Annotated in this window: 14 protein-coding genes; 8 read left to right on the forward strand and 6 right to left on the reverse strand. The window is 64.5% G+C overall.

The window, feature by feature from the left end; translation table 11 throughout:
* Nucleotides 1-5: 5 nt before the first annotated feature.
* The 6 genes from IGS58_RS11695 to IGS58_RS11720 are packed head-to-tail and all read left to right on the forward strand — an operon-like array spanning nucleotide 6 to nucleotide 5950.
* Nucleotides 6-854: an ABC transporter permease gene (locus IGS58_RS11695; RefSeq protein WP_230521458.1), complete on the forward strand. Its 849-nt coding sequence runs from the start codon at nucleotides 6-8 to the stop codon at nucleotides 852-854.
* Entirely contained in the window at nucleotides 851-1615 is a 765-nt protein-coding gene (locus IGS58_RS11700) for an ABC transporter permease (RefSeq protein WP_230521459.1), read from the forward strand. The genes IGS58_RS11695 and IGS58_RS11700 overlap by 4 nt, the downstream gene beginning before the upstream one ends.
* Entirely contained in the window at nucleotides 1608-2873 is a 1266-nt protein-coding gene (locus IGS58_RS11705) for an MFS transporter (RefSeq protein ID WP_230521460.1), read from the forward strand. Before IGS58_RS11700 ends, IGS58_RS11705 begins: the two co-directional genes overlap by 8 nt.
* Nucleotides 2870-3751, forward strand: a complete 882-nt coding sequence (locus tag IGS58_RS11710; protein ID WP_230521461.1) for an ABC transporter ATP-binding protein — start codon at nucleotides 2870-2872, stop codon at nucleotides 3749-3751. Before IGS58_RS11705 ends, IGS58_RS11710 begins: the two co-directional genes overlap by 4 nt.
* A 39-nt stretch (nucleotides 3752-3790) precedes the next feature.
* Entirely contained in the window at nucleotides 3791-4849 is a 1059-nt protein-coding gene (locus tag IGS58_RS11715) for an ABC transporter substrate-binding protein (RefSeq protein WP_070257067.1), read from the forward strand.
* Nucleotides 4850-4897: 48 nt separating this feature from the next.
* On the forward strand, nucleotides 4898-5950 hold the full coding sequence (locus IGS58_RS11720; protein WP_230521462.1) for an ABC transporter substrate-binding protein: 1053 nt from the start codon (nucleotides 4898-4900) through the stop codon (nucleotides 5948-5950).
* Between the two features lie 19 nt (nucleotides 5951-5969).
* Here the strand turns inward: IGS58_RS11720 and IGS58_RS29055 are convergent, their stop codons facing one another.
* Nucleotides 5970-6095 carry a hypothetical protein gene (locus IGS58_RS29055; RefSeq protein WP_256608825.1) on the reverse strand — a complete coding sequence of 42 codons (126 nt, stop codon included), beginning with the start codon at nucleotides 6093-6095 and terminating at the stop codon, nucleotides 5970-5972.
* Nucleotides 6096-6256: 161 nt separating this feature from the next.
* On the opposite strand from IGS58_RS29055, the gene IGS58_RS11725 reads away from it, so the two are divergent.
* Together IGS58_RS11725 and IGS58_RS11730 are read left to right on the forward strand one after the other, a co-directional pair.
* Nucleotides 6257-8950 carry a polysaccharide deacetylase family protein gene (locus tag IGS58_RS11725; RefSeq protein ID WP_230521463.1) on the forward strand — a complete coding sequence of 898 codons (2694 nt, stop codon included), beginning with the start codon at nucleotides 6257-6259 and terminating at the stop codon, nucleotides 8948-8950.
* A gap of 2 nt (nucleotides 8951-8952) precedes the next feature.
* Nucleotides 8953-9333 (forward strand): immunity 22 family protein, encoded by a 381-nt coding sequence (locus tag IGS58_RS11730; RefSeq protein WP_230521464.1) that lies wholly within the window; start codon nucleotides 8953-8955, stop codon nucleotides 9331-9333.
* Here the strand turns inward: IGS58_RS11730 and IGS58_RS11735 are convergent.
* From IGS58_RS11735 to IGS58_RS11755, 5 genes are all read right to left on the reverse strand, one after another.
* Nucleotides 9318-10562, reverse strand: a complete 1245-nt coding sequence (locus IGS58_RS11735; protein ID WP_230521465.1) for a response regulator — start codon at nucleotides 10560-10562, stop codon at nucleotides 9318-9320. The two genes, IGS58_RS11730 and IGS58_RS11735, sit on opposite strands and share 16 nt — an antisense overlap.
* 92 nt (nucleotides 10563-10654) lie before the next feature.
* Complete coding sequence (locus IGS58_RS11740) at nucleotides 10655-11677, reverse strand: hypothetical protein (protein WP_151095632.1); 1023 nt, start codon at nucleotides 11675-11677, stop codon at nucleotides 10655-10657.
* Entirely contained in the window at nucleotides 11674-12693 is a 1020-nt protein-coding gene (locus IGS58_RS11745) for a hypothetical protein (protein ID WP_115057509.1), read from the reverse strand. The genes IGS58_RS11740 and IGS58_RS11745 overlap by 4 nt, the downstream gene beginning before the upstream one ends.
* A 72-nt stretch (nucleotides 12694-12765) precedes the next feature.
* Entirely contained in the window at nucleotides 12766-14022 is a 1257-nt protein-coding gene (locus tag IGS58_RS11750) for an alpha-xenorhabdolysin family binary toxin subunit A (protein ID WP_034782366.1), read from the reverse strand.
* A gap of 69 nt (nucleotides 14023-14091) precedes the next feature.
* Nucleotides 14092-15366, reverse strand: a complete 1275-nt coding sequence (locus tag IGS58_RS11755) for an alpha-xenorhabdolysin family binary toxin subunit A (protein WP_070253881.1) — start codon at nucleotides 15364-15366, stop codon at nucleotides 14092-14094.
* Nucleotides 15367-15385: the final 19 nt, after the last annotated feature.

Genomic DNA, 15385 nt, shown 5'->3' on the forward strand with positions numbered 1-15385 from the left:
CGCGCATGAATACTCTCGCCATCGCCTTGCCCCGCGCCCCTGCGCCAGCGTGTGCGGCCTCTGTCCCCTGGCTGCGACGCTTCGTGCGCTCGCCGTGGTCCGTGTGGGCCTCGCCGCTCGCCTTGCTGCTGTTGTGGACGGCGGCCACCACGTTCGAATGGATGCCTGCGCACATCTTGATGTCGCCCTGGCAAGTGCTGCTGACGGCGCGCGATCTGGCCGAGAGCGGCGAACTGGGCCAGCACCTGGGCATCAGCCTGTTTCGCTTGCTGGCCGGTTTCGGCCTGGGCGCCAGCTGCGGCCTGGCCTTTGGCGTCGTGCTGGGCTTGTCGCCGGGCTTGCGCAGCTATGTCGATCCCACGTTCAATGTCTTGCGCCAGCTGCCGACGGTGGCCTTGATCCCGTTGTTCATCTTGCTGTTCGGCATAGGCGAGAGTTTTAAAGTGTTTATCGTGGCCAAGGCCAGTTTCTTCATCGTCGCGCTGGCCGTGCATGACGCCATCCGCAACCTGTCGCAGCGCTACTTTGAGGTGGCGCAAGTGTATTGCTTCTCGCGCTGGCAGCGCATCCGCCTGATCGTCTTGCCCGCCATCGTGCCGGCCGCGCTGACGGGCATGCGCATCGCCCTGTCGCGCTCGTGGATGGTGCTGGTGGGCGCGGAATTGCTGGCCGCCGACAGCGGCCTGGGGCAAATGATGGAAATGGGCCGCCAAATGTTCCGCCTCGACGTGGTGATGGTGGGCGTGGTGCTGACAGGCGCGATCGGCTTCGGCCTGGACCGGCTCTGTCATGCGCTGGAAGCACGGCTGATGCGCTGGAAACGTAGCGGCGATGGCAAGGGAGGCGCCGCATGAAGCAGCGTTTGATACTGTTCATAAAAGGCGCGCTGTTGCCGCTGGCCTTGCTGGGCGCCTGGCAATGGGCGTCCGGCCAGGGCGCTGCCGCCGCCTACATCTTTGTGTCCCTGGGCGACCTGGCGCACAGCCTGCGCGACTTGCTCGTCACGGGCGAGCTGTGGGTGCATTTGCAGGCTAGCCTGGGCCGCACCCTCGCGGGCCTGCTGCTGGGCGGCAGCACCGGCATCGTCACGGGCGCGCTGATGGCGCAGTCGCCGCTGGCGGACCGGTTGATCGGCCCGCTGTTTCACAGCATCCGCCAAGTGCCGTTGCTGGGCCTGATCCCCTTGCTGGGCTTGTGGGTCGGCAATGGCGACGGCGCCAAGCTGCTGGTGATCGCCATCGCCGCCTTTTACCCGACCGTGCTCAACACGTATGCGGGCATGCGTCAGGTGGAAGGACGCTTGCGCGAAGTGGGGCAGGTGCTGACCCTGACGCGCTGGCAGACCCTGCGCCAGATCTTGCTGCCGGGCGCCATGCCGGCCATCGTCACCGGTGTCACGCATGCGCTGGCGTTTGCCTGGCTCGCTTGCCTGGGCGGTGAGCTTCTGTTTTCAGCCGGTCCCGGCATGGGTTCATTGCTGCTCAATGGCGAAGTGTCGGGCCGCATGGACGTCGTGCTGCTGGCCGTGCTCGTGATCGCCCTGCTGGCGCAAGCGATGAACGTGGCGTTTGCGCGTCTCGCGCGCCTGCTGGTGAAGGGGCGCAGCAGTGAGTGAATCGTTGCCATTCCAGCCAGACGCGGCTGTCAGCGCCCGCGAAGGCGAGCTGCGCGCCTTCTTGCTGCGCTTTATCGGCCTGACCTTGCTGTCGGGCGTGACCATCGGCATGAACAAGGTGCTGGCCACCCTGCTGGGGTTACATTTGCACGTGAGCAATTTCCAGCTGGCCGCGATCAGCAGCGCGGAAACCCTGGCCATGGCGCTGGGCACCATTCCGGCCGGCTACATCTTGTCGCGCGGCAATCCGAAGCATCTGTATGCGGGCGTCAGCCTGAGCCTGGCGCTGGCGTTCTGCGTGCTGCCGTGGCTGCCCGGCTGGCAGTGGGTGGCCTTGCTGATGTTTCTCGTGGGCCTGTGTATCTCGCTGCGCATCGTGGCCATGAGTACCGTGTTTCTCGTGCGCCTGCCGGAACTGGGGCAGGGCAAGGCGGGCTGGTACAAGGGGACCTTGATCCTCGGCATGCAATTCCTCGGACCCTTGTGCGGCAACTACCTGATCGCGCAGCTGGGGTTGAAGGCAGGCTTCTTGATCTCCGCCCTGATGTTCGCCATCCTGGCCGTGCTGGGTTGGCAAGTGTTGCCCAGCAATACGGCACCGCGCAAGCTGGAAGGCCAAGCCTTGCTGCCCGGCGCGGCCAGCTTGCGCGAACTGCTGCGCCTGCCCATCGTGCGCGTGACTTACCTGTTCGAGATCCTCGCCAGCTTCACGGCGTCCAGCGTGGGCGTGTTTTCCATCCTGCTGGCCATTCGCGTGCTGCACTGGCCTGCGCATCATTCCGTCTGGCTGATGGCCGTGCAGGGACTCAGCTGCGTGCTGGTGCTGCTGTTCCTCGGGCGCTTCGTGCTGGCCAGCCGCTACCGCGAGCAGCTGTATGGCGGCGCGCACCTGGCCATCATGGCCGCCTTGCTGATCCTGGGCCTGTGGCCGGACAGCATCGCCTACCTGGTCGCGTCCGTGCTGCTGGGACTGGGCCTGGGCGTGAATAACCTCGTCAACACCGACAATATAGCCCGCGCCCCCGTCGACAAGGCCAGGGTCTCCGCCCATTTGACCCTGTTCGGCATGGTGGGCGGCACGGCTGGCGCGCTGGCGGCGGGCCGCCTGGCCGACCTGACGGGCTTGCGCAATGTATTCCTGATCTGGCTGGCTCCGTGGCTGGCCGCCTGGCTGGTTTTCCACGGCAGCCGCTGGCTGCGCCGGGCGCCGCCCGCCGCCATTCCTTCCCTAGCCCCCACCGCAGAGAGTGCGCCATGAATGATTTCGTTTCCCCATCGACCTTGCTGCCGCAACAGCAGCACCTGAGCGGCGGCTTGCAAGTGCAGCACGTGAGCAAGTCGTTTTCGCTGAAAGGCGCGCCGCTGCTGGTGCTCGACGATATCTCGCTGACGATTGCCCCGGGCGAATTCGTTGCCATCGTCGGTGCGTCCGGCTGCGGCAAGTCCACCTTGCTGCGCCTGCTGGCTGGCCTGGACACGGACTACACGGGCTTGCTGCTGCACGATGGCGTGCCCATCCGTGGCACGGACTTGCACCGTGGCCTCGTGTTCCAGGATCACCGCCTGTTTCCCTGGCTGACGGTGCAGCAGAACGTGGCCGTGGCGTTCAGCAATACCCGCGTGCCGCTGGCCGAGCGCGCATCGCGCGTCGCGTCGGAAATTGCGCGCGTGGGCCTCGACGGCTATGCGGATGCGTATCCGCATCAATTATCGGGCGGCATGTCGCAGCGGGCGGCCATTGCCCGCGCCCTCGTGGGGCGGCCCGACGTGCTGCTGCTGGACGAGCCGCTGGGCGCGCTTGACGCGCTGACCCGTTTGCGCCTGCAGCAGGAACTGCGCCGCCTGTGGCAGGACGAGGGCATCACCATGGTCATGGTCACGCATGACATCGATGAAGCCGTGTACCTGGCCGACCGCATCGTCGTGCTCGATGCGCGTCCGGGCAAGGTGCGCCGCGTGCAGGACGTGCCGCTGGCCCACCCGCGCCAGCGGGGATCTCCGGGCTTTGTCGCCATCCGCGATGGCTTGCATGCGGATTTCAGCGACCTGGACGACACGCATGCGCCCGTGGCGCAGGATGTAGATCCCAGCAGCTCATGGGATGGCAATGAATGGGCGCGCAGGATGGCGCTGTAGTTTCCTTTTTGACCGGTCCACCCACTCTGGAGATACAAGATGAGCAATAACAACGCACTCGACACCCTGTGGTACACGCGCTGCCCCGTCCCCACGGGCCTGGGAATTTCTCTGCAGCAGGGCTGGCTGGAAGAGGCCTTGCGCGCTGACGGCACCAGCTTGCGCTCCTTGCGCGAGTCGGAGCAGGAAGCCGTGCGCGAATCGCATTTCGACCACACCCTGCAGAACTCCGTGCGTCACGGCGGCAATATCCCGGCACTGTGGGCGCGCGCGGCGGGACGCGAGACGCGCGTGATCGGCTTGTCGTGGTCGGATGAGACGCAGCTGATATTGACCTTGCCCGGCAGCGGCATCCAGACGGTGCGCGACTTGAAGGGGCGGCGTTTCGGCTTGCCATTATGGAGCAAGGCGCAGATCGACTTTGCGCGCGCGCAAGCCTTGCGTGGCCTGGAAAACGCGCTGAGCCTGGAAGGGCTGGCCGTGGCGGACGTGGAACTGGTCGATTATGTGGTCAACACGGGCCAGAGCGAGGCGGCGCCGGAGAAGGGCGCGGCAACAAACCTGTTCAGCGGCGCGCGGCGCGGCGGCCAAAGCCCGGAACTGCTGGGGCTGCTGCGGGGCGAAGTGGACGCCATCTTCCTGAAAGGCGCCTCGGCCGCCCAGCTGGCGCAGCAGTTCGGCTTGCACACGGTAATCGACACGGGCATCCATCCGGAACCCTTGATCCGCGCCAACAACGGCACGCCACGCACCCTGAGCGTCGATGCGCACCTGCTGGACAACCATTTTGCTTCCGCGGTGACCCTGGTCGACCAGGTGCTGCGGGCAGAAGCGTGGGCGCGCGGCCATGCGGACGAGACGCGGCGTTTCCTCGCGCGCGAATCGAATGCCAGCGAGCACTGGGTGCAAGTGGCTTACGGCAAGGATGCGCATCTGCGCCTGGACACGGACCTGGCGGAAACGTCGGTCGCGGGTTTGCAGGATTTCAGCGATTTCTTGTTCCGCTGGAACTTCCTGCCCAGCAAGGTCGACGTGCGTGCGTGGATCGATCCCCGTCCCTTCGAAGCGGCGCTGGCGCAGACGCGCCGGGCGGCTTGAGCGGGACGCACGTCGACAGTGGCCATGCATGATGATGAGGAGAATGCGATGCGGCGACGCACGGTGATGGGTGGGCTGGCCTTGCTGCCCCTGGCGGGGCAGGCTGTGTCGGCGGCGAAGGCGGGGGCGCCGCCGGCGGCCTTGCGCATCGCCTCGACGGGTTTTGCGGAAAACGGCAAGGCGGAACTGGGCGGCATCGCTTACCGGGTGCAGCAGGAAGGCTGGCTGGCGCGCGAACTCAAGCAGAGGGGCGTACGGCTGGAATGGCTGCCCGTCACGGGCGACACGGGCGCCACCATGAATGAAGCGTTCGCCAGCGGGCGCATCGACATGGCCGCGTATGGCGACTTGCCGTCCGTTATCCTGAACGCGGGCGGCGTGCGCACGCAGGTGATCGTGCCGGCGGGGCGGGGCACGGACCAGTTCCTGCTGGTGCCCACCAGTTCGCGCGCCACGTCATTGGCCGAGCTGAAAGGCAAGCGCATCAGCGTGCACCGGGGCCGGCCGTGGGAACTGGGCTTGCGCCAGCTGATCGCCGACCAGCGCATGTCGCCCACGGATTTTCGCCTGATTAATATGGACCTCAAGCCCGGCACGGCCGCGCTGGCCACAGGCGCCGTCGATGCCTTGTTCATGATCAATGGCTATCCGCTGGAAGACAAGGGCATCGGCCGCATCATCTGGTCCAGCAAAGGGCTGCCGGAACGCAAGATGCGCGCGGAACTGTGGGCGCGGCGCGACTTTACGCAAGCCCATCCCGATATCGCCGAGCTGGTGGCCACGGCCTGGCTGCGGGCCCAGCACTGGGCGGCTTTGGATGGCAACCGCGAGGCGATCATCAAGGATGGCACGCGCAACGGCACGCCCGACAGCGTGGTGCGGCGCAGCTACGACGATCCGGGCTTGCAGTGGAAGGAGCGCTGGTCGCCCCTGTACGACGACGCCGTGTACCGCCATTACCGCCGGGTGCTGGCGTTTGCGCAGGAACAAAAGCTGATCCGCCAGCCATTGACGGCGGAAGAATTGCTGGAACCGCGCTTCGTCGCGGCAGGCTTGAAAAAGCTGGGCCTGGCCAATTACTGGGAGCCGGCCAAGGTGTAGCGTCAGCGCGAGGCGTGGTTCAGTGCGGCAGGCACACGCGCCCGGCCACAACGTTGTCCGTGCCATCGCCCGCATGCGCGCGCAGTTGCAGCAGCATCAGGGCCACGCCCAGCATCAGCGCGGCTGCGCAGAGTTTCTTGTGCATCGTCTTTTCCGTTTTCACTATCTATGAAGGTGTTCAGCGATATTATTGCCCAAATTCAGCGTGCGGGCTGAGCTTGTGCCTAGCGTGCTTTACAATTATGCATCGGGCGCATCCGCGCCATCTGAATTCTATGCATAGTATGTGAAGGGAATGACAAGCCTGTGACTTCCAAGCCGATCAAGATCGCCGCCACCGTTGTCGTGGCACTCGCCGCTGGGGCCGGCATTTATAGCTACACCCGTCCCGCCGCCACCGCCACCCCGGGCGCACCCGCCTCGGGCAGCCCGGCCGCCGCGACCCAATCGACCGTCGATACGGCCGCCGTGGCCGCCCAGTTCCGGGACTTGCTGGGCAATTTCCGCAAGATTATCGTGCTGCTGGCCGACGAGCAAAGATTGCCGGAAGGCGCGCGCGATGAAGCCCGCAAGGTGGGGCAGGCGCTGTTCCATGAAAACCAGGAGCGCATCGCCAAGCTCGATCTTGTGCTGGATCAATTGACTGCGCCCACCAATCCGGGCCGCTTCGAGGCGCTCGACAGCCTGTTGACGTATATCGAATCCGATCCCGGCCTGTATGACGCGGACCGCCTGGCGTTCCGCGAACTGCTGCAAAGCATGCTGGCCGACGTGGCCAAGGATTCCTCCTTGCCGGCGATCAAGCTGCACAAGCGCATTTCCGAAGACCTCGATGCCCTGGGCGAGATCGAGCGCAATTACGAGAAGGAAATCCGGCAAATCTTCGGCAACCTGGGCCAGCGCGCCATCGAACTCAAGCGCGAACGTTGGGACGATTACGTGGCGCAGCTGAAAAAACTCTACAGCCGCGAACAGATCCTCAAGGAAAACGGCATCGTCGTACCGTATGCGGTACCGCCGGCCGGTTCCGTGCCCGAAGCCAAGCCGGTGCCAAAAAAAGATGAGGCGGAAATCTTTGGCCTGGGCTTGCCGAAGAAAACCATCGTGCTGACCTTCGACGACGGCCCGCACCGCCGCTACACGGAAGAAATCAGCGCCATCCTGAAACAGTATGGCGTGCCGGCCGTGTTCTTCAATGTGGGCCGCAACCTGGGCAGCTTGGACGCGGAAGGCCACGCCAAGCTGAACGCGGGCGCGGAAGTGAGCCGCAAGCTGATGAAGGAAGGCTATGCCGTGGGCAACCACAGTTTCAGCCACGCACAGTTGTCGAAACAGACGGGCGACAAGCTGAAGGGCGAAATCCTCGGTACCGACACCCTGTTGAAGGCGATCAGCCCCGAGCGGGCCGCGCTGTTCCGTTTTCCATATGGCGCGCGCAACAGCGAAGGCATGGCCGCACTGGCCGATGCGCATTTGAAGTCCGTGATGTGGAATATCGATTCGCTGGACTGGGCCGACCCTGTGCCCAGCTCGATCACGAACCGCGTGCTGGCCTCCGTCGACAAGGCGGGGCGCGGCATCATTCTGTTCCACGACATCCACGAACGCACGGTGAAAGCCTTGCCGGCCGTGCTGGACAAGCTGATCGCGGAAGGCTATCAATTCGCGGGCTGGGATGGCACGAGCTTCCAGGTGGCGAAAAGCTCGGCGCCTGCGCCGGAAAAAGTGCCCGTCACCACCGGTTACGCCAATTCCTGGGCCGTGGTGATCGGCATCGACGATTACGCCAAGTGGCCGAAACTGCAATATGCGGTGCGCGACGCTCAGGGCATCCGCGAAACGCTGATTGAAAAGTTTGCCTTCGCGCCCGAGCGTGTCGTCACCCTGAAAAATGGCGAAGCGACGCGCAACAATATCCTGGCTGCCTTCCACGACAAGCTGGCGCATGGCGGCGTGCAAAAGAATGACCGCATCTTCGTGTTTTTCGCCGGCCATGGCGCCACGCGCAAGCTCAGTTCCGGGCGCGACCTCGGCTACATCGTGCCCGTCGATTCCGATCCGGCGCAGTTCGCCACGGATGCGATCCCGATGACGGAAATCCAGAATATCGCGGAAAGCCTGACGGCCAAGCACGCGTTCTTCGTCATGGATGCCTGCTACAGCGGCCTGGGCCTGACCCGTGGCGCCGGTTCCAGCTCCTTCCTGCGCGACAATGCCAAGCGCATCGGCCGGCAAATGCTGACGGCTGGCGGCGGCGACCAGCTGGTGGCCGATGGCGGGCCGAACGGCCATTCTGTGTTCACGTGGACCTTGCTGCAAGGCTTGGCGGGCAAGGGCGACCTGAACGGCGACGGCCTCATTACGGCCACGGAACTGGCGGCCTACGTGGCGCCGGCCGTGTCCAGCGTATCGAACCAGACGCCCGCGTTTGGCAGCTTGCCGGGCTCGGAAGGGGGCGATTTCGTGTTTGAATTGCCGGGCGAGACGGAGTTCCTCAGCCCGAACACGACGCAGCTGTCGACGGAAGCCATTGCCCTGAACAGCAAGCTCGACGCCAAACCGGCGGCTGCCAGCGTGACGGTGAAGGATTTGCAGGGCGGCGAACAGAAGATCGTCACGCCGGGCGCCGTGCCGACTTCCACGCGCCAGCTGGCACAGCGGGCCAACGACCGTGGCTTGCAGCTGTACAAGGAGAAACAATATGCGGCGGCGGAAGCGCAATTTACGGAAGCGCTGAAACTGCGGCCCGATTTCGCGCTCGCGGCGAATAACCTGGGCTTTGTCTTCTACAAGCAGGAAAAATACCGCGAAGCGGCGCGCTGGTTTGAAAATACGGTCAAGATGGACCCGTCGCGCGCCATTGCCTATCTGAATCTGGGCGACGCGTATGCCAAGGCCGGCGATGGCGCCAAGGCGAAAGCGGCATATAAAACCTATCTGGAATTGGCGCCGACGGCTGTGACGGCACCGGCCGTGCGGCAAAAGATGGAGAAGCTGTAAGCGTGCCCGGCAGCGCACCGACCGTCCACGTGTTTGCCTGCAGCGGCCGTTTTTCCGGCTGGGAAGCGCTGCAGGCCTACCTGGCGCCCACATACACGGAGGATGGTGAGACCGTGCCGTCGCCATTCTTCCTGGAAACGGGACTCACGGGCTATGAGCCGGCCTGTGTTGAAAGCGCGATGCTGGCGTCGCCAGTGCCGCTGGCGCAGTTGCTCGATGGCGTGTCGTATGGCGACAGCTGGCTGGCGCAGGCGTGCGCGGACGCGGAGGCGCAGGGCGTGCTGGCCGACACGAGCGTGTGCGTGTTTGCGCCGAATCAGCTGGCGCACCCGCAGCGCAGTTCGCTCCATTACGTGGGCAGCTACCGTTACAGGGTGGATTGATCGCCGTCCTGGCGTTCTTCATGCAATAGCTTGTTGACGGCCGCCAGCAGGCTGGTGCCCGATGTGGTGATGAAACGGGCGCCGGCCGCTTCCGCTTCCGTGCCGTAGCTGGCGACCGTATTCTTGCTGCAATACACGATGATGGGCAACGCGGGCTGGGCCTGCCGCACTTCGCGCACCGTGTGCACGCCCGCATCCTTGATGCGCTGGCGGTTCTCCACCCGTGCCATGTCCGTGATGAGCAGCGCATAGTGCTTCTGTTGCAGCATGGCCAGCGCCTGCCGCGTCGAGACCGCCTGGTCTACCTTGATGTTTTCCCGTTCCAGCTGTTCCACCAGCAAGGTATTGTTGCGCGGATGGTCGTCCAGCCACAGCACCAGGCCTGCCTGCTTTTTCTCCGCCGGCATGCCGGCCAGGGCCGTGACGGCCGCGCCCCCGTCCGGCGGATGGGCCAGCAGCAGCTGCGTCACGGCTTCCTGCATGTCTTCAAGCGATTTTTGCTGCAAGCGGCTCAGTTCCGTCACTTCGATTTCCTTGCCGCTCTCCAGGCGCACGGAGTCGTTCTTGACCATGCTGTCGGCCCGCTTGATCATGATGGACAGGTAAATGCGCGTGAGCAGGTAGCCGATCAAAAAACCATGCACGGAAAAGAACAGCATGATGCCGCCCACCACGGCCATGGCGGTCGGCGTGTCGGTGGCCAGGCTGGGCGCGATGAAGGCGGCCATGCTGCGCGCGCTGCCGGGCAGGCTTTTGAGCTCGATCAAGCCCACGCCGACGATGATTTTCGTCAGCCAGTCCGACACTTCCACCAGGTTCGAATTGACTTCCATGGGCGTGGGCGTGCCCAGGAACAGGGTGTTGCCGGCGTTGCCCGCTGCCGCATCGGCTCCGGCGGCGGGCGCTTCGTCCGTGGGGCGGCCCTTGCCATTGGCCCGCTCGTCGGGCGGCGCCGCGTTGACGGTGCCCGATGGCAGGCTGCGCGGTATGCCGAACAGGAATCCCAGCAGCATGCCGCTGACGCAAAAGCCCAGGCTCCACAGCAGCGCCGGCACGGCATGGTAGTAGGGCGGCAGCAGGGCGCCGGCCAGCACGGCCAGCAAGCCCGCCAGCAGGATGTATAGCAGGATGAATGGCAGAGCATCTTTCTTGCGCACCGCTGCTGGCATACTGGCGCCGGCGCTGCTGGTATCCGATTTGCCCACGGCCCCCCCCAATGGATGCGGCATTGCACAAGCTGCATATGCTCATCATAGGAAGCAGGGTGGCCGTGGCATTGAGATGGCGCAAAGCGGCGGCATCCTGGCAGTGTCGGTCTTAGTCAGCCACCTCCTTGCGCCAGCGCCGCTTCGCGCGCCACCCGCGTATAGGCATTGGCCAGGTCGTGCCATTGCTGTTTCGCCGCATTCAGGTGCAGCCGCTCGAGGAAACTGCCCAGCTTGTCGTTCTGCGCCGCCTTGAGCAGGTCGAGGATGGATTGCATGTCGGTCTGCGAGGTGACGACAGCGCCCAGCAGTGCGGCCAGGCCGGTCTCGGCGCCGCGGCTGCTGCTGTCGAGCTGCTGGAAAGCTGCCGAGATGCTCTGGATCGAACGCTTGAAGTCGTCGCGGATGGCATTGAACTTTTGCGGCAAGCCATCCTGGCAGTGATGCGACTGGGCCGCCTGTTCAATCTGCCGCAGCGCTTCCTGGGCCGAGCGGTCGGCACCCTCGATGGCCAGGCGGATCTGTTCGCGATAGGCGCTTTGCTGCTGCAGCGACACCGCCAGCGCCTGCGTACCCGCCTTCAGCTGGGCCGAACTGCGCTCCATGTCGCTGCTCAGCTGTTGCAGCGCCTGCGTCGCCGTTTGCCGCTGCTGGTCGTTGGGCCCGATTCCCTGGCGGATCTGCTCCTGCACCGCCAGCACGCGGTCGGCGTTCGCGTCAAAGGCGCGGCTAAAGGCCGGCAAGCTGTCTATCCACGCCTGGGTGGGAGCATATGCCGCGCCCAGGTTGCCCGCATCGCGTTCGGCGCGGGCCAGCACTTGATCGAGCTGGTTGCGCGTCCATGTGAAATCGACATTCTGCGACCATGTTTCCGTGGTCGTCTTGGTGCACATGCCCAGGCCCCACCACGCATGCTCGCTGCACCAGCTGCACTGCGTGTACAGCGGGTACGGCCCCAGAGGCTGGCGCACGGCATTGCGCATATTCGCCACTTCGCGCTGGAATTGCGCCAGCTGGCGCAGCGCGTTTTCCAGCGCGGCGGTATTGCTGTTTTGCGCCATGGCGGGCGCATGCAGCAGTCCCAGCGCCAGGGTGGCCATGGCCAGCAGATGCAGCAGGCGTGCGGCGGCGCGCTTCATGGCTGCCGTCCCGTCGCGTCGGGCGGCGCGGGGAAGTCGACCAGCGCGTTGCTGGCGTAGCGTTGCGCGGCGGTGATGAGCGCCTGCCACAGGGGAAAGGCCATGGCGCTGGCCAGTGTTTGCGCCAGCCAGCTGTCGTTGCCCAGTTCCGCGTCGCTGGCGTCGGCCGCCAGCTGGGTCGTACCGGAGCCGAGAGCGCTCCACGCGGTGCGCAAGCCGTCCAGCCAATGGATCAGCTCATCGATGGCCGCTTCCAGCCAGCCGCCATTTGCCAGCAGCAGGTTGACGCCTTCCAGTTGCAGCCGCAGCTGCTCGGACAGCGCCGTGTCGCGCGTCAGCTGCTCGCGCAAGGCGTGTAACTGCGCCTCCAGTTCCTTTTTCTTGTGCCCGCTGAACAGGCCCAGGTGCGCCAATTGTTCCTCTAGCGATGCGATGGCGGCCAGCAAGCGCCCCAGCGCTTCTTGCTGTGCCTGCAGATCGGTACCCGTCTGTGCTGCCAGCCGGGCCAGCGCCGCATTCGCCGGCAAGACGCCATCCTTCCATTTGTTCAAGCCTTGCAGCAGGGGGGCAATGGACGCGCGCGCTTCTTCCACCATCGGACCCAGCGCATGCAGTACTTCGCGCCTGTCGCTGGCGCCAACACCCGCCTCCAGCAGTGATTGCTGATACGACAGCATGCTGGCAGCGGAATTTTTCAGGCGCAAGACAAACCACACCAGGCACGCGTACAGCATGGCCGGCGGCGTATTCTGCGCCAGGGCGTCAGGCGATGTGGCCAGCAGGGCGCGCAAGCTTTGCGGCGTGCCAAAGCGGGCCGCCTCGTCCGCTACGGCTTGCGCCGCCGCTGCCAGCGGCAGGTCCGGGCCGGGCTGCAGCTTGTCCGCCTGGACCAGGTAGTACGTGAGGTGATCCCAGGCGCTGCCGCCTTCAAACGCCAGATGGGGATTGCCATCATCAACAGCTTGCCGCAGCGCCGCCTGTTGCACTGCCAGCGGATATCCGAATTGTCTCGACATGGTGTTTGCCTTTCTAGAAGCCAACGATCGGTATGTTTGCCCCCCGGTGCCTGCGCCGGGGGGCAACTGTCATCAAGCGGCGCGCTGGTTTTCCGACAGGTGCTGGCCGAATGCGAGGTTGTCGTAGTCGACCAGCGATTGCACGGTGAACTGCTTGGCGCTGTCATCGATGGCTTGCCAGGAATCGATGGCCAGCTTGGCTTTCGCCTTGACGAGGAAAGGCATGCTGCCCACGTTCGATTCCGTGATGCTGTTGCCCAGCGTGATCATGTCCGTATTCATCTGCACCCACACGCCTTCCACCGTTTGCAGGTTGCCGAGGAATTTGGACATGGCCGGCCCCACGCGCGCCATCTGCGTGTTGAAGTCGCCCAGGTCGCTGCGCAGCCGCTGTTTCTTTTGCAATTCCTGCGTCTGGCTGCTGATCTGCGTGCAATATTCGTTGTAGGCGGCGCGGTTCTGCGCCGCCTTGATGCCCAGCCCGACGCCGGCGGCGATGGCGGCTGCGCCGCCCACCAGCAGCGAGACGCCGCCCGTGAACGGCGCCAGCAGGCCGCCGATCAGCGCGCAGCCGACGGAGGCCGTGACGGCGGCGATGGTGAAGTCGCGCCAGGCCTTGTAGGCGGCATCGCGCAGTTTCTCCAGCTCCACGATCTTCGTTTCCAGGCCGCCGATGGTGCGGTTGACATTAGCGATCATCGTCGACGAACTGCTGGTAAATGCCTGCAGCTTGCTGTTGTATTCATTCATTTTCTGTTCGAACAGACCCAGCTTCCTGATCAGTGCCGCCACTTCGGCCGACATTTTTTGCGCCAGCGGTATCGGCCCCATGGTCTGGTCGAACAGATAGGCTTTCAGGTTCTCCACCTGTTCCTTGGGCGGCAGGCCCGGCAGTTCATCCAGCACGCTTTGATAGCCGCTCACCAGCTTGGTCGAGGTGTCATGCACGCGCTGGCCCAGCCATACTGTGTGCGTGTAGATTTCCGTCGGCGGCGTCGGCGTGGCCAGCAGGCCGGGATTCTTGATCAGGGCCGCACGCAGGCTTTTCGGGTTGCCGAATTCGGTGGAGGCGTTTTGCACGCTTTTCATTGCGCCGATGCAATCGAGTACCGTCTGCGAGCCATCGACGGCGCCGTATTTGCTTTCGAAATCGCCTTTGGTGATGGGCAATTCGGTGGCCGAGCCCACATAGGCTTGCAATTCGATCCAGCTATCGCTGAACAGGGCAAACTGGCTCTTTTGTCCGGATTGGGGATTGGCCGGCGTGGTCAAGCCTGGCGGCGGGTCGATCGATGGCGTGGCGGCGGTATTAATAGCGGTAACACTCATGGTAGTTCCCTTCAGTGATCAGGTCAGACTGCGTGGAAGTACGGAAAACAGCTACTGAAAACGCTGGCGTCAGGCGGCAAGCCTGGCCGTCAGTTGCTGCTGCCAGTCGGGCTGGTCTGGCGGCAAGCTGGCGCCAAAGCCGATCAGATTGGCATCGACAAAGGACCCGGTAACAAACGCCTTCAAGGCGTTGTCGAGCGTGCGCCAGCCATCGGCAGCCTTGACCATCTCGGCTTCGCGCAGCCATGGTCCGGTGTGCAGGTTGTCCACGCTCAAATCGCTGGCGCGCGCGCCCAGTTCCCGCGCCGATGCGCTCCAGGCCGCTTGCACGCTGCGCAACTGGCCCAGGATGCCGTTGGATGCCGGCAGCGAGAATTTCATCAGTTCATCGAGCGCGCCCAGGTCGCTGCGGTAGCACGCGCGCTTGGCGAGGAAGGCGCTCTGCTCGTGCACTTCCTGTACCAGACCATCGTATTTGCCGCGCGCCACGCCGGCCGCCGCGCCCAGCGCCGCTGCGGAGAGGGCCACGCCACCGCCCGTGACGGCCGAACCGATGGCAAAGCTGCCGCCGCCCGTGGGTACGGCCAGGATCACCATGATGGCAATGCCGATGATGCCGATGACGGCGGGCACGATGCAGGCGGAAATGGTCAATGCCAGCCATTTCGAATAGGCGGCGTCGCGCGCGCGCTCCAGTTCGCCGATTTTCTGTCCCAGGGCGCCGATTTCCTTGTCGAGTTCAGTGCGCGTCTTGGATGAGCGTTCGGTGAAGGTGCGCATCAGCAACTGGGCGTCGTCCAGCGCTGTTTCGATGTGTTCGAACTCTGCGATCAACTCGCCGATTTTCGCGATGGTGTTCTGCATATTGTCGAGTATCTGGCCATTGTCGAGGAACAGGCTCCTGATGCCGGCCGTGGCGTCGGCCGCCGATTCGTGGCGCGCCATCTCCGGGATGCTGCGCAAGGTCGACGACAGCGTAAAGGCATCGCGGTGCGCCCGCTCCACGGTCCAGACGGTGGCGGAAAAGGCATCGTTTTTCGGGCGCGTGCCGTTGGCCAGGAAATTCGGGTCGTGCAGGATCTTTGCCCGCAGGCTGCTGGGACTGCCGTAGCGCTCGGCCGTCTGGCGCAGCTTGCGCATGGCGTCGAAGCATTCCTTCATTTGCGAACCGGACGAAGCGTCGCCGTAGCGCTGTTCGTATTCGCCGATATCCGACGGCAGGGCCAGCACGGCCTGTATGCGCGTCTGCAAGTCGATCCATTGCTGCGAGGCCAGCACGAAGCGCTGGCCATCCGGATTGTCGCCCGGTGTCAGCAGAGTGGAAGAGGGCAGGAACAATGTCATGTAGTTCTCCAGTTCAAAG

It is taken from the genome of Janthinobacterium sp. EB271-G4-7A, assembly GCF_020858075.1.
GTDB lineage: Bacteria > Pseudomonadota > Gammaproteobacteria > Burkholderiales > Burkholderiaceae_D > Janthinobacterium > Janthinobacterium lividum.